This is a genomic window from Kineothrix sp. MB12-C1, assembly GCF_030863805.1.
Classification (GTDB): domain Bacteria; phylum Bacillota; class Clostridia; order Lachnospirales; family Lachnospiraceae; genus Kineothrix.
In genome coordinates, this window is sequence record NZ_CP132957.1 from 1,825,761 (window position 1) to 1,840,773 (window position 15,013).

Annotated in this window: 9 protein-coding genes; all 9 read right to left on the minus strand. The window is 48.9% G+C overall.

Going from position 1 to position 15,013, the window contains the following annotated elements; genetic code table 11:
- Positions 1-2 precede the first annotated feature (2 nt).
- The gene (locus tag RBB56_RS08445; RefSeq protein ID WP_306721933.1) at positions 3-1,676 is read right to left on the minus strand and encodes a M3 family oligoendopeptidase; all 1,674 of its coding nucleotides are present in this window, start codon (positions 1,674-1,676) and stop codon (positions 3-5) included.
- Positions 1,677-1,818: 142 nt separating this feature from the next.
- Positions 1,819-2,259, minus strand: a complete 441-nt coding sequence (locus RBB56_RS08450) for a MarR family winged helix-turn-helix transcriptional regulator (protein WP_306721934.1) — start codon at positions 2,257-2,259, stop codon at positions 1,819-1,821.
- Between the two features lie 165 nt (positions 2,260-2,424).
- Entirely contained in the window at positions 2,425-7,116 is a 4,692-nt protein-coding gene (locus RBB56_RS08455) for a carbohydrate binding domain-containing protein (protein WP_306721935.1), read from the minus strand.
- A 446-nt stretch (positions 7,117-7,562) separates the two neighbouring features.
- Entirely contained in the window at positions 7,563-7,922 is a 360-nt protein-coding gene (locus RBB56_RS08460; RefSeq protein ID WP_306721936.1) for a zinc ribbon domain-containing protein, read from the minus strand.
- Between the two features lie 14 nt (positions 7,923-7,936).
- Entirely contained in the window at positions 7,937-9,265 is a 1,329-nt protein-coding gene (locus RBB56_RS08465) for a zinc ribbon domain-containing protein (RefSeq protein ID WP_306721937.1), read from the minus strand.
- A gap of 40 nt (positions 9,266-9,305) precedes the next feature.
- Complete coding sequence (locus RBB56_RS08470) at positions 9,306-11,609, minus strand: zinc-ribbon domain-containing protein (protein ID WP_306721938.1); 2,304 nt, start codon at positions 11,607-11,609, stop codon at positions 9,306-9,308.
- Positions 11,610-11,621: 12 nt separating this feature from the next.
- On the minus strand, positions 11,622-12,302 hold the full coding sequence (locus tag RBB56_RS08475) for a hypothetical protein (RefSeq protein WP_306721939.1): 681 nt from the start codon (positions 12,300-12,302) through the stop codon (positions 11,622-11,624).
- 45 nt (positions 12,303-12,347) lie between these two features.
- Positions 12,348-14,411, minus strand: coding sequence for a hypothetical protein (locus RBB56_RS08480; RefSeq protein ID WP_306721940.1), 2,064 nt, complete (start codon positions 14,409-14,411; stop codon positions 12,348-12,350).
- 19 nt (positions 14,412-14,430) lie between these two features.
- Entirely contained in the window at positions 14,431-14,940 is a 510-nt protein-coding gene (locus RBB56_RS08485) for a hypothetical protein (RefSeq protein WP_306721941.1), read from the minus strand.
- Positions 14,941-15,013: the final 73 nt, after the last annotated feature.

The following is a 15,013-nucleotide window of genomic DNA, read 5'->3' on the forward strand; positions in this document are numbered from 1 at the left end:
CACTATTCCATTTTACTTTCCAACTTCTCTATGATGTCCCGAATGCAACCATCTTCAAATGGGCTGTTAAGTCCAACTTCTTTCACCATATTTGTATAGAAATCCTTCGCAGACAAATGGCATAACTTCAAATAACTTTCCCAGGCCTTCGCATAATCCTCATCCATCTTCACCTTATATTGGAAAGCACAAGTTTGTGCCAGACAGTAGTCAATATAATAGAAGGGAGAGTTATAAATATGCTGCTGCTTCTGCCAGAAACCACCCTTAGAGAAAAAGGGATCACTTTCATAATCCATATGAGGGCGGTACACCTTCTCCAATTCCAACCATGCATCACGTCTCTGTTTCGGAGTCATATCCGGCTTCTCATACACGATATGCTGGAATTCATCTACCATACAGCCGTAAGGAATGAAGGCCGATGCATCTTCCAACTGCATATTTCTATAATCCTGTGATCTGTCGCCGAAGAAAAGTTCAATCCATTTCTCAGCAAAAAACTCCATGGACATCGAATGAATCTCTGCAGTCTCCATCGTAATATCCCAATGCTCTTGTATCGGATCCTTCGCCGATACATATCCTTGGAATGCATGTCCGCACTCATGAGTGATGACATCTACATCATCGCTCGTTCCATTGAAGTTAGCGAAGATAAATGGTGCTCCGTATACCGGAAGTGATGTCATATAGCCGCCGGCCTTCTTCGTCTTTCTTCCGAGCACATCGAACAACTCATTTTCCATCATAAAGTCGAAAAATTCTTTCGTCTCAGGAGACATCTCAGAATACATCTTCTGTCCCGCCTGCATAATCTCCTCAGGATTACCTATCGGCGCAGGATTGCCGTTTAAGAAATATACTCCTGCATCAATATAAGAAAGCTTCTCCAGCCCAAGGCGGTTCTTTCTTCTCTCATGCATTTTCTCAGCAAATGGCACGAAGTATTCCTTCACCTGATTCCTGTAGTTTTCCACCATATCCTTGTCATAACAGTTACGTCTCATGCGGTAATAACCGAGTTCTATATAATTCTCATAACCCATTTCGCCCGCTTGCTTCGTTCTATTCTTCACAAGCTTATCGAAAATATCATCCAGTTCCTCTTCCACAGATAAGAAAAAGGCGCTGAATTTCTCATAAGCTTTCTTCCGAATCTCACGATCACTATTGGTCAGATAAGGGCGCAGCAAAGAAAGATTTAAACTTTCACCTTCCCATTCAATCGCTGCAGATGCGATTAATTTATTGTATTTCGTAACGAGTACATTCTCTTCCTGCATAAGGGGAATCAGCTTTTCATCAAAGGACTTGATTTCAAGTTCAATATTTTTAAACGCTACCGGTCCTATTTTCTCTTCCAAATAAGAGCGGAAAGGGGAATTATACATGGCCTGTCTGTATTCCACTAACAAATTAGAAATCTTAGGCATAATTTCATCGTAATATTCTTTTTCTTTGCTATAGAATTCATCGGCAGTATCAATATCATATCGAATATGGGCAATCGTCATCATCGTCTCTATTCTATTGGAAAGAGCATAGAACTTCTCATGAACCTCGAACTGCTCCTCTCCGCTTTTCGCCTGTTTCAATTCCTCAATCACCTGCTGGAACTCTTTTTCCACCTCTTCATATTTCACTCTTTCATAAGGCATATCCTTAAATTTCATAACAATAACCATACCTTTCCCATAACCTGCATACTTTGGGCTGCAGGCACAAATTTGTGTGTGAAAATTTATTTTTCACACTAATCTTTTTTTTACAAATCTTTACTATAACTCTTCTTGTTCTTACTAATTCTTTTCATTTTCACTTATTTTTATTAATGAAAAAATTATTTAAATTGCGAAGAGCCTTTTCTAAAACTACCTTTTCCTCTTCTGAAAGCTGTGCGATAACAGCATCTATCATTTCCTCATGAAAACGTTGATGGTGTTCATACGCTTTCTTCCCCTTCTCGGATAAGGACACCAAAACAACACGCCTGTCTTCTTCACTCCTCGCCCTATCCACAAAGCCCTTCTTCACCAAGCTGTTCACCGCTATGGTCAGAGTTCCTGTTGTGACGCTCAGAGACTTGGCTACCGCCGTCATATTTCTGGGGCAGCCTATGCCTATCGCTTCGATAACATGCATGTCATTTGTAGTAACGCCTTTATATTCTTCCGTTTGAATCGCCCGTTCCTCGATATCGTTGATATTCCGGAATAGCCTCACGAGTACATCATTCAGTGTCCGTTTGATTTCCACCGCATCACTCTCCGTAGCTAATAATAAGGTAAGTATAGCACGATTTTTCTTAGATGGTCAAATCTTTCTGGCGAGGTATTGAAACCAAGAAAATTGAACACAAAAGCCAAGATTCTTAATACCCCGGTGTTGCTTCTACGGCAATACCGGGGTATTCTACATTCATTAATTTTCTGTGTTTTCCGTGCTCTTAGTGCTCTCGGTGTCTGTCGCGTTCGCCAAGGTCCTCTTCATACGGGGATAGCCCACTGCCAATACTATGCCGAGCGCAACAACAAGAAGGATGACATAAGGCATTACCGGTGTATCATCTCCGGTTTTAACGCTGCCCACTGCCAAGGCAGTTGCCTTAGCCACAGTATCATTCGCCTGACCGTTGTCAACATTTCCTCCGGAGCTTGTCCCGCCATCGCCCGTACCTCCGTTACTGTTACCATTATTTCCACTATTTCCGCCATTTCCACCATCACTGTTGTCTGCATCCATATAGACGATGGCATAAGTAGAGAATTGATCCGTCTCAAACTGTATAGTATCCGGATTCTGATCCAAATCTTCAAGCAATACCGCCTGTCCATCGTGCACCCGTACGATCCAGAAAGTACGATTAGCCTTGCGAAGCGCTTCCGGTATCATAACCGTTACGCGAATCTTATGACTCAGCTCCCTCAACTGCTTCGGCTGCGCAGAACCTGCTGTCTTGAACAGTTCCATATTCAGATAGAGTCCCACTATCCTGCCCTTCAGAATACCGGCAATCGCTTCCACATCTGCTGCTGCAGGATTATTCAGCAGTTCAACATTCAGCGTGATGTGAATATCCTCACCAGCCTCTAAAGCCTTACGGTCCTCCTCCGTCAAGAGGCTGTCGATTGCGCCGCTGTCCAATTCTGTCTTCGGTGCCCCGGCTCCAACTTCTACCGTCGCTCCTGCCGTCGCTGTCTTAACCAGAAGTACCAGATTCGTGTAGCCTTCTACTGCAATCTCTATGCGGTAATTATCCGCTTGGCTCAGGTATTCTGCAGGTATTGTAAAGCTAGTCTTATCCGCGTTCAAGCACTTATCCAAGCCGATGCGTGCATTCAAAGACATCGAATTTATCATAACTATTGCTTTCTCATCCTCGATTGCTTTCAGGAACGCTTCCTTCCATTCCCCTTCCTTCAGCTTTATAGAGAAGTCCTTCCCCTTTATCAATCGGCCTCCGGCGCTTACCGCATCTGCCGGAACCTCCTTGCAACCGCTATCCGCTGCCAAAACTTCCATCGTTGCATTCCTCAGATAAAAGTTACCCTCACCCACATTTCTGCCGGACAGTAGATATTTCAGAAGAATCGGATTGCCTCCATTCGTCATATTTGAAGTAAAGGTGAACTCATAATCCTTCCATTCCTTCGTGGTATCGATGGTTTCATGGAGTGCCTCTGCCCAAGTGTTATCCTCTTGCACCGACATTTCATAGGTATCTCCCAGATCGGACTTAGCCTGGAACTTAAGCTTATAGTCAATTCCCTTAGTAATCGATACCGGGTGTAACAGCATCCTCTGGTAATTAATATCAGCCGTTGTCGCTTGAATGGTTAGTTGCCCATCTTGATTGGTGAACTTATGATCTCCATCGCTTTGATCATGCCCTTTCCATTCCGCAGAGGGCCATATGACCGGTTTCATATCTACACCGGTATAGTCGATGATTACATTATTCTTGGTCGTACGAGTCAGGCGGATATTGTCCACGGTAACCGTATTGCCCTTTTCCAAGGTTAGAAGGAACTTTCCTTCCTTATCTGTCACTCCCTTGGGAATCGCGAAGTTTACTTCATATTTCTTAATGCCCTCTGCTGCTTTATAGGCGAAGCTTTCCTTCATGTAAGTCTTGCTTTCATCCTTGCTGACGAAGGCCACCTGGAAACTTGTATCCTTTTCACTGCTAAGCTCCATCTCAAAACGATATTGGTCGGACTGCAAAAGCTCCATTCCTGTCTGGTACAATCTGGGATTTTCTCCCGTAGCGGTAATAACCGCTTTGTGATTATATGCTGCAGATACCACACGTGCTGTCGCATCCTGCAGATACCAGTAACCTAATCGGCCTGTTCCCTGATCGAAACTTCCATTGTAAATCTGATTGCCGTCGGCAAGAGGTATCTTGGGAATATCCGTGGGATCCTTCACCTCCACCTCCACCTGCTTAACCGTTACATTACCGATCCATACAGTTCCCGTATTCAGCCCAAGATTGAATTCCAGACGTGCTGTAGGATCAGAGTCCTTATCCATAGTAAATCGATGGGTAAAGTGCTGCATCTGGGTGGTCAATGCCGCATCATAATTCGTTCCATATGCAGACCATCCATTATCCGCATCTCCCGCCGGTTTTACTATAATATTCCTTGCCACAGACGCCTTGGCATCAAAGCTGATCTCATAAGTATAACCTCTCGCTGCCGGGAAATGTTTGATTAGCTGTATGGCATAATTCTGACTTCCACCCTTGGTAATATCTATCTTTGCCATATTACTGCCGTTTACTGCCTCTACGCCACAGGTCGCCTCTCCCCCAAAGTCACTTCCTACAAAGAACTGCCAATCTGTATCTTCAGGATTCACCTCAGTCACTGTCTTAAGGGTGGACATTTGCTTATCACCAAGGTAATCTCCGTCCTCACCCCTGGGCTGATAAGCCGCACTTTTGAAGGCTTCTGTGTCCTTATCCATATCAGGCTGTTCTAATCCGTCCTCTTGATAGCCTGCTTCCTTCTGGTAAACTCTTACATAGTCAACTTCCATGCTGGACGGAAAGCTGGCCTTACTAAGATCTGCCGCCTGATCATAGGTTCCTCCCACCGCCAGATTGAAAACAACGTAAAAAGGAACATCAAAAGGCGCTCCATAAGTATAGTTTTCGGCATTTCCTTCCCCTTTGCTCCAAAAGTTGGAAGTAGTATAGTATGGCACATCGTCTACAAGCCATGTAAGTTTTCCCGGTTCCCAATCCAGACTGTAGAGATGGTAACCGCTAATATCCGTTTCTGTCGTATCAAAAGAATAACTCTTACCCGAGAAAATATTATTCGGCCACTGCGATCCATAATGTATGGCTCCGCCGACTTCTCCCGGCACACGTCCTCTTGCCTCCATAATATCAATTTCTCCCGAGGCAGCCCACGTACCATAAATTGAAGTATCCTCAGGAAGCATCCAGAAGGCCGGCCATAATCCTTCACCCACAGGCAGCTTCATTCTCGCCTCTACCCTTCCGTACTTGGTCGCGAAAAGAGTCTCACCTTCATCTGTTTTGGTGCGAATACGAGTGGAGGTATAGGACATCCCCTCCTTATTCTCTTTCTTCGCAGTGATTTTCAACTTACCATCCGCCAATTCATGATTGGAATCTGTATAATACTGCTTCTCCTGATTTCCCCAGTTATCCGGACCGCCGTTAGGATCTTTCGTTCCGATCTGGAAGGACCACTTGGACATATCCAACTGCGTACCATCGAATTCATCGTTCCAAATCAACTTATATCCCTCATCGGCACGGTTCAATTTATCTACGCTATAATCCTTCGCTACAAAGGGCGCAAACTCATAAATCTTCCGCTCTGTATCTGTCACCGCACTGCTTATATCTGTATTCCGGAAATAGTAGGCAATGGCTTGTCCGCCCTTCAGGCTAAGCCCTTCCACAACCGCTTCCCAATTATCATTTGTTAATTTCCCCATATCCAGGGTATTAGGCGCTCCCTTGTCCGGATCACTTGCCGCCGCCTCTGCTGCCGCTTTATTGTCGAATATTCCATAGAATACTTTGGCAGATTCACGATCTGCGGAAACATCCTGCTGGAAACAGATCTGAGTGCCTTCCCGGTTCACTGCTATTTCTACCGCCGGAGCAGGTGCCAGCTTCTCAGTCAGTGTAATATCTGCAATTTCCATAGTACCGGCAAGATTTGCTTCTGCTTCTCCCATCGCTCCCATAGCAAAATACAATGTTTTATCCGCAAACTCCCCTGCGGCCACTTCCTTGTTATAATGGTAGGATTCATTCGCCTTTAACTCGATGGTCTCCATAATGAATCCCTCACCATCCAACTTCACTACTACTTTCTTATCGACAGAAGAGATAATATCGAACTCTACTTTATAAGTAACCTTGTTTTTAACCGGCAGTTCCATAACCATATATTGCAGTCCCCATTCGCCATTATAGCCATAGTTAGCCGCCTGAATCGTCACCTTCTGCCCTTCCTCGGTATGGGACGCGTTTGCCCCTGCCCAATCATTTCCTACATACAGTTCTGTCTTAGCCGTCTCAAGATTTATCCCTTTCCCTGATGACAGAAGCCCCGCAAAGGTTTCGATGGATGCATCCCCATTCTCCATCGTTTCCTTTTTATCTGTCAGCCCGTCTTCCTCTAAGGGAATATCTATCTCTTCATCCTTTTCGAGCTCTTCATTCAGAGAATCATCCTCTTCTCCCGGCTGTCCATCCACGGCTCCGTTCTCTCCCGGTGATGCATCCGGTACTTCACCTTCTTCCGGCAATACGCCCGGAACTTCACTCTCCTTTGGTTGTGTCTCCGGTATGTCAGTATTTTCTGACAGTTCACTCGATGTGTTGCCGCCTTCCGGCTGTGCATCTACGGGTGTAGTTTCATTCACATCACTCTTTCCCGCTTCCCCATTGCTGCTCTCCGATACAGTCCCCCCTTCGGCATCTGCCGCTTCCTGTACTACAGCAGCGGTACTTGCCGGTTCACTGCCATGTACCGCTGCCATCGGCTGCATAGTCAGTACCGCTGCCAACAGGGCTGCAAATACACGTCTGCTACATCTGTTTGCCTTCCTTCTCATTGCGATTCCTCCTTATAATATTTCATAAGGGCGATTTCTGTACCCAAATAAAAAAAGAAAACACCCCTCCTTTTTGCATCATAGCAAAAAAGAGAGGCCAAAAAAGTATCCGTTTTTATTATAAGGTGTGCTTTTTATACTTTTACTACTTATCTCTTTCCTCTATCTCCAGCCTTCGTCAAATTACATGTTTATTCGAGAAATTATTAAATTATATAATATTTTAACAATATTATACTGCGCCGAGCGAAGCGAGTGTGCAAAAAAATAATACCGTGGCCGTAAATACAAGTAGCCATAAAGACAACTTGTGAACCGAGGGTCAGGGTAAACTGAATACGGAAAAAAGAATGATATAAAAGACGAACAGACAGCAGGTAAAACTGCCTGTTCGTCTTAACTATTATGCCACATTTTAGAATTCTTCTGTATTATTCAAAGATGTCTCATAGTCTATTGCCGCACTTTCCGCAAAAACGTGCGGCTGGAACGACGGGAGCGCCGCATTTGGAGCAGAATCTTATCTGCGGGGCAGCTTGGTATGTGAGCGGCAAATCCTCATTCGGTGCATTATTGGACAGAAACAGCCAGTCGATGTCCTCGCCGTCCTCACATAAGCCGATGGCACCGGCGGGGGAAACCACATAAAAGCTGTCCTCGTCGATGGGGTCTTCACTGTCGCTTGTCTCAGCAAGCACCAGCAAGCCTTTTACATCGTATCTATCATTGGATGTGGCAAAGCTCCAGCTTCCGCAGAATGCGGCGGCAAACTCCGCCGCCTCCAGCATGGTAATAAATTTATCCATTACGAAAAGCCTCCTTATTTGAATAACAGGTTATTGCACCTCTTGCAGCGGTCATTTTGTATGGGGTTCATCATGGAGCAGACGTTGCAATAGATGATTCGGTCTTTGGATTTATCGTATTTCTCGTATGTACCGAATCTTGGATGAAACCGCACCCTGTCGCCAACGGAGAGATAATCGTACATATGCCGTCCGCTGTCTTTTTCCACGATGATCTTTTTCTTGCCCGCGTCGGTGTTGATGATTGTGGTATATTCCGTATAGGTTCTGTAATTATCATCCTCGCCGCCCCTATGCTCGCTTTTTTCCTTGCTGTACTTATTGACGACCACACCCTCCCACATGGGCTGCTTGGTCTTTCGCAACGCCAGCAGATTAACGACCAGCATGACAAGAGCAATGCCAACACCGATGACAAGGGATTCTCCAAACGGGAAATCGTCCATCAGCAGACCGGCGACGGGAAAGCCAATTAGCGGCACAAAAACCAATATCCACATACAGCCAATGGAGGATTTCTTATTTTTCTGCGCAGCGGCCAGTATCTCAGGGCAGTTATACCTGTCGGAAAAGCCGACCAGCCCCGTTCCGCCCTGTGAGCGCGCGGGAGCTGCCGCCCGGCTCGGCTCCATCGGCTGCGGCACTGCCGGACTCACTGCCGCTCCACAACCGATGCAAAATTCGGCCTCCTCCGGCAACTTTGCGCCGCAGGCCGTACACACGCCGGGGGCGCTGTCCTGTGTTTTTGCGCCGCAAGCCGAACAGAAAGCCGCACCCTCCGTCAGTTTGTTTCCACAGCCCCGACAAAACATATCCGTATCACTCCTTACTTCAATTATTTGAGGCGCGGCGGGCTTCCTCGCCGCTAATTTCTTCTTTTTCCCGCGTCCGGCTGTGCGAATGACAAGCAACAGCAAAAGCAGATAACCGATAGGAGCGAGGATGTGGTAAATAATTGCCACTTCGCCCATCTCATCAAATTCGCACAGCATGGCAGGCTTGTTGACATAGGGGAAAACATCAAGGTAACGGATGCGCTCGGAGCGCGTTTCGCCCTCATCCAAGGATGTCCACGCCTCGTCACTGCCATATATCACATAGCCGTGATACTCCTTGCCGTTTACCACAAACCAATAGCCCTTGGAAACGGTGCGGGAGCGGTTTTCCTGCGCGGTCGTATCATCCCGGCGGCTGTCATAGCTGTCCACCGTACCCATGACGGAATCACCCCATATCGCCAGCGCCAGCGTGGAGAGGCTCAAATACATGGCAAACAGCAGCACGGCGTAAATCAGGATGAGGATGGGCAGGGGGATGTTTTTGCTCGTTTTCTTCTTTGCCATCGGGACGCTCCTTTCTTTGTCACATTTTTATTGCAGTTGATTATTTCATGCGAATGACATCCCCAAGTGCTGAATATTGGTAGTCCTCTCCCTTTCGGAACTGAATAAAGTCAGCTCCGTACTGCCCTTGTGACTGGTCACAGGCAATCAGCTTAACGCCATTGGGGAAATCCTTATAGTTTTCAATGACAAGAGTATGCTCTACCGGGTCAAACACATAGTTGCAGGTATAATACTTAGACTCATCAAGCTCCGTGTAGCGGGACATGATACCTACATAAAAAGCGCAGGTTTTCTCGTCCAGTATTTTAATTGCTACGTCGAGATATGGATCATCATCTGGGTCTTGTGACCAGTAACCCTCAAACCATGCAGCGTCTATCCTCATGCCGCCCAGCGAGATCACCGTGGTCTTTTCCATCACCTTGAAGGTCTGTGTCAGCATCGACTCATCCTCAAACTCGTCGTCGCCCTTGTTCCATAGGCGAAGCTGGGTGGGGATGCCCGCTTGCATATACCCAAGGATAGTGGCATCTATGGCTGCACGCCCGTCCTTGTCCAGAACCGCCGTCCAATTTTCGTCTACAAGAGCGTCGGGTCGGCAGATGTCAATGATACAGCCCGCGTATTTGCTCTTTTCCCCGTCGGAGATTTCCTCAACGATTTTAAACTCCAGCGGCGCGTTGAGCGCCTGCCGCAGCTCCGTGGCGTTCTTGCCATAAGCCTTGAGAGAGTCATAGCGAACCCGTTGTGTAACGTCCGAAAGCACAGGCTGGAGCATTTCGCCCAAACGGGCCATATACTGCTCAATGCAATACTCACGGGCGGCGTCTGTTTCGGGAAGAAGCCCCGTGGTGTAGGCGTGCAGTCCGGCCTCGTTGGTGGCTACAAGCTGCTCCTCCGGGTCGTCGTAGAAATAGCGGGAGCTGTAATTCTCCATAATACCGCGCAGAGCGGCGTTGAACTTCTCCGGGTCGTCGCCGCGTGTTTTGTACAGCCCCATGATTCTCGCGTACCATTCAGCCTCTGTCCACGGGTGTATCTCCTCGTTATAAGCGATGACCACATTAAACAGGGCGTCCTTATAGGTCTGGTCGGCCGCGACCATGAACTTGTTCAGAGAGTAGTCAAGGGCGATCACGCCCAGCATGGAGAGCTGCACCATGCCAGTGGTTATCCTTTTGTAATCCAGCACTGCCACGCCCACATTGTAGGATAGTTTATACGCTTCCGCCGCCACTGTTTCGGCGGACTCGTTGCCTTTATATGCGTCGATCATGGTGTCGCCCAGCGATAAGGCGGAGAGTCCCAGCAGCATATAACCACTTTTTTCCCAAACGCTTGCCATTTGTTTGTTGCCTACGCCCTGTTCCGCCAGTTCAAACACGTCGGCCGTCCAACCTAAGACATCATGAAGCAGCCCCGCTTCAGCATCACCAAGATTTGGAATGTTCAAGAGCTGTCCGTAGAACTCGCAGAGCAGACTGTTGCCCACCTCGCCGGGCTGCCCAGTCTGTTCATACTCTCGCAGGATCGCCATCGCAGTTTCATCGTCCAGGCGTCTGCTGCTGAATTTAGACAGCAGCGCATAGGGTGAACCGGCGTCCTTCAGTGTGACGGTGCAGTATTCCGAAAGGTGGTCGGTGGTGATGCTAACGGTGTTGTCGGTGGTGTTTACGGTGTAGTCCACAAGCTCCCATTCGCCTGTTTCAGGGTTGTAATACTCCGCCAGCACGGAACCTTCCTCATCAGCAGAGTCGGTTTCACTTTCGTCATAGGGCAGAATGATCGTCAAAAGGCCGTCAAACTCGGTGCGTTCACCGGCTGAAATATCATAGGCTGTACGTGTGCCGCCTTCTATGCTGTTGCTGTCGGCTGACAACTCCTTTACCGACACCTTTTCTCCATCCATAGCGTTATATGGGCCGAAATCAACCATCACGCCGCTGTCGGTTGAAACTGCGGTTTGCCCCTCCTGCAAGGTAAAGCTGTCGCTTTTCTGTGCGGAAGGACGCTTAACCCCGCCGCCTACCATAAATCCCGGCCAGCCGTAGAGCGCCACCGCCGCGATCTGTATTACGAGCAGGACGGACAACACAATGCACAGCGTATTGCGTCCGCCATTTTTCTTCGGTGCTGCGGCGTTTTTTCGTTTTGGCGACACAGCGGGTGGGGCGCTTTTTTGAGGCTGTGCCTCGGCTATCGGCTGCATAGGCGGCACAGGCTTCGGTTGTGCCACGGGAGCAGGATTCACAGGCGCGTCAAGCACCGCCGCACCGCATTTGGCGCAGAAGCGAGCGCCGGTATGCAGTTCCTTGCCGCAATTTACACAGTATTTTCCCATCTCTGCACCTCCTTATGGCCGCACCAGCGCCACAAGCGCCGGTATCCCATCGGGCATATCCATTGTGCCAACGGCGTATTGTTTTCCGTTTTTCTCATAAAACTGCGTCAGGCGTATTGTTCCCGCGCCGGACGCCCACAGACCGCCGTTTTCCCACTTGCCGCTGAATACGCCGTCCTCCATATCTGTTTCATCGAAGCTCTCGCCCTCATTGGCCCAAAAAATCTGATACCAGTCGAGGGTGAGGCTCAGGCTCTCCGCCGTACCCGCAAGGGCGATGTTGAGAAACTCCATAGCGCCTGCGTCGTATTCGTCATTGGGGTCGTAAATGATTATTGCTTTCCAGCCCCCGGTCAGCGGGTCGATATTGTCGATGATATTTGCGTCGGAGGGAACTCCGTCGTAAGCCACGTCCTCCGTATACCAGAGAAAGTCCTCCAAATCAGGGCGTTTCTCGATGGATAAGCTCGCGCCTGTTTCCTCCAGCGATGGAACACCTCCGCTTTCCGTGGTCGTGGGCGGGGTTTGTTCCTCCGGCGATGGTGTGGCGGGCGAAGTTTGCTCCGCCCTCGGCGCAGGAGATTTCTTGACTGCCGTTGAGCGCAAATTGGGTGGTATGGTGAAAACGCCGACGACCAGCATAATTACATTGGCCGCAATAAGAGCGGCTATCAAGCCTTTCTTCAATTTCATCAGCCCTCCTTGATTCGCTTTATCTCGGACAGGGCAAGTCTTGCCCTATTCAATTTTGGTTCCCTCGCCGTAGACTGTTGAAGTTCTCCCTTCCTTAACATCTTCCACAGTATTGTCGCTTGAAAAACGAACCGCGCCTTCCTCGGAAATGAATCTAACATGAGTAGACAAAGACAAAGACTCACCTGGCGCTTCACAAGTCGCCGTAGCGGTGGACGGGTCATATTCATACGGCCCCGGCAAAATCAATAGAGCGGTGCCAAAATCTTTACCTTCCGGCATAAATACTAATTGCCCCTCGTAGTACATAAAAGTAAAGTTATAGGTAGCGGTTTCACCTTCAGATGTAAATGTCGCAGAATAAGTGCCCAAAAGCTCCTCCAGCGGCAGTCCACCAAGTTTCACCTCCGTCACCGGCGCGGAGAGCTTAAAGCCAACCGTCAGCTCCGGCTCGTCGCTTTCGGGGTCGCTGCCGGGTTTGAACAGTTGCAGTTCCTTGGGACAACCAGCCTGCACATAGCCAAGCAGGGTAAACTTGGTGGAAGCCCCGCCCGTGCCTTTCATCGCACCGATCCAGCTCTCCTTCACCGCGTTTTCGGAGAGTGGAGCGAAGCGCAGAGCGTAGCCGTCATATTGCGACTTCTCTCCATCGGGAACGTCCTCCACGATGTTGAAGGTGATGGTTTGGTTAAAGAACGCTTTGACCTCGTTCAGTGCGGCCAGATACGCAGCCTCGGCCTTGCGCTGCATATACACGCTGACGGACTGCGTTACCGGGTAGAGGCGTTCATAGAGCTGTGCCTTATAACCGTCTACCAAGGTTTCGATCTCAGCTTGGGTCGGGTCGGGGATGGTAACAGAGCCTTTATCGCTCTTATCTTTAATATCCGTAACGACAGCGGCTTTTTCCATATCGCCCAGCGTCCAGAATACGCGGGCATAGCGGTCTATCTCCGCTTCTATGGCGGCCTTGGCGTCGGCTTCGTTTGGGTTGGTTTCGGCTATGTCGATCAGCACCTGCCGCCAATCCTTCAGGCTGCGGGCATTCCAGCCATTCCCCCCATCCAGTGTGCCGGAGAATTGGTCGTTGAAATAAACATAGATCTCGTCTATCTTATCCATCTTCATCGCCAAGCCCTGCTCAAACAGACTACTTATTGTGTAGTCAAAGATAAACAGACCGCTGGCGGCAAGTCCCCATGCGGCGGATTCGGCATAGGAGAGCGCCAGCATCGCCGTGTCCTTATACAAACCGAGAGTATCGGCGTCTGTCTTTTCTGTACTCAGCATCACCGCGCCGATCTTCACAGCAGCAGCCACCTTGCCCAGCTTGTTCAATTTTTTATAGGCGGAATCAGCCAGCGCTGTGTCAAAGGTTGGGCTGCCGACGGAGGCCATGTTCAAGATCGTACCTGTGAGGTCAGTGGCAAAGCCCGTTTCTCCGGCTGCTCCGGCCACGCCGCCCAAAAATCCGTTATAGCCGGTGAGAAGGCGTGCCGCGAGGCCCGCCGCTTCCTCTCCGTCCGCGCCGCCGCCCGCTACATATTCTCGCAGCGCTTTCGTCGCCTGCTGCTGGTCGATGCCAGTAAAATCTGCATAAATGTCGGTGATATAGGCGCTGCGTTGACCCTCATTTCTGACATGGAACGCACCAAAGGTGGAGAGATGGTCGGTGTAGACGATAAGCTCATTGGCAGCTGTGTCCACCTCGAACAACACATCTTCCCACTCACCAGTGGTTTCGTTTCTGTACTTCGCACCCACGCATTTTGCCGGATCCTGCCCATCCTCGCAGTATGCGGTGTCATAGGGGATACGCAGGGTGATGAAGTCCGAAAGCTCGGACATTTCGCCCAACTTGAAGTCGTAGGCTTCTATCTTGTATCCTTCATCCTTGTTTTCTTCCACAGACTGCTTGGCTACGGTCAATTCCGCTTCACCATCCAGGACATAATCGCCCAGATCTACGCTGACGCCGTTTGACAGGGTGACGCTGGTAGCCTCCGGTGAAAGCGTTGCCGCGTCGCTTTTGCTGCCACCACCGCCGCATCCGGCAAGACCGGTCAAAAGCATCGCCGCCACGAGTAAAATGGATACTATCTTTTTCATGTCAGATTCCTCCCTTTCATTACCAATCACTGATGTCTGCCCGTACGCCGGTTTCATGCCACAGCTTTTGTGCGGCATCCAGTACCGCCTGCTTTTGAGTCATTCCGTGCAGCAAATCTACCCGCATGGTCTGATCCTTGTCGCCAAAGATCAGGTACATCCGCTCCTTATCAATTTGAACGGTGCCCAGACGCACACCATGTACCCCGTCGAGACCCCAGCGATAGATTTCGCTGCCGATGAGGATACCAAAGGTAGACACTACGGTTTCCTCTGCATCATTTTTCATTTGGCGGCCCGGCATGGAGATGAGAGCAGATGGCACCGCAAGGATGCGATTATCCCAAATGAGTGTTGCGTCATAGAGCAGACGGCTCTGCCTCACCAATAACAGGAGAGAAATAAGGCTGATAGCTCCAAAGGCGAAAACCACTTCTAACATGAATTCCATGCCGAGCCACACCGCCAAACAAATATTGGCTGCGAACAATAAGGCATATCCATTGCGTCGTTTGCGGATTAATTTCATTTCACCAACCCTCCTCCAGTATTCATTTTAGGGAAGGATGTCTCAAAAAGCATCGTTCGAAAGGATGATTTTG

What these genes read in the sequence shown, in the direction of transcription:
- RBB56_RS08445 (WP_306721933.1), bottom strand. Translation starts at nt 1,676, where the DNA reads ATGAAATTTAAGGATATGCCTTATGAAAGAGTGAAATATGAAGAGGTG.
- RBB56_RS08455 (WP_306721935.1), bottom strand. Translation starts at nt 7,116, where the DNA reads ATGAGAAGGAAGGCAAACAGATGTAGCAGACGTGTATTTGCAGCCCTG.
- RBB56_RS08460 (WP_306721936.1), bottom strand. Translation starts at nt 7,922, where the DNA reads ATGGATAAATTTATTACCATGCTGGAGGCGGCGGAGTTTGCCGCCGCA.
- RBB56_RS08465 (WP_306721937.1), bottom strand. Translation starts at nt 9,265, where the DNA reads ATGGCAAAGAAGAAAACGAGCAAAAACATCCCCCTGCCCATCCTCATC.
- RBB56_RS08470 (WP_306721938.1), bottom strand. Translation starts at nt 11,609, where the DNA reads ATGGGAAAATACTGTGTAAATTGCGGCAAGGAACTGCATACCGGCGCT.
- RBB56_RS08475 (WP_306721939.1), bottom strand. Translation starts at nt 12,302, where the DNA reads ATGAAATTGAAGAAAGGCTTGATAGCCGCTCTTATTGCGGCCAATGTA.
- RBB56_RS08480 (WP_306721940.1), bottom strand. Translation starts at nt 14,411, where the DNA reads ATGAAAAAGATAGTATCCATTTTACTCGTGGCGGCGATGCTTTTGACC.
- RBB56_RS08485 (WP_306721941.1), bottom strand. Translation starts at nt 14,940, where the DNA reads ATGAAATTAATCCGCAAACGACGCAATGGATATGCCTTATTGTTCGCA.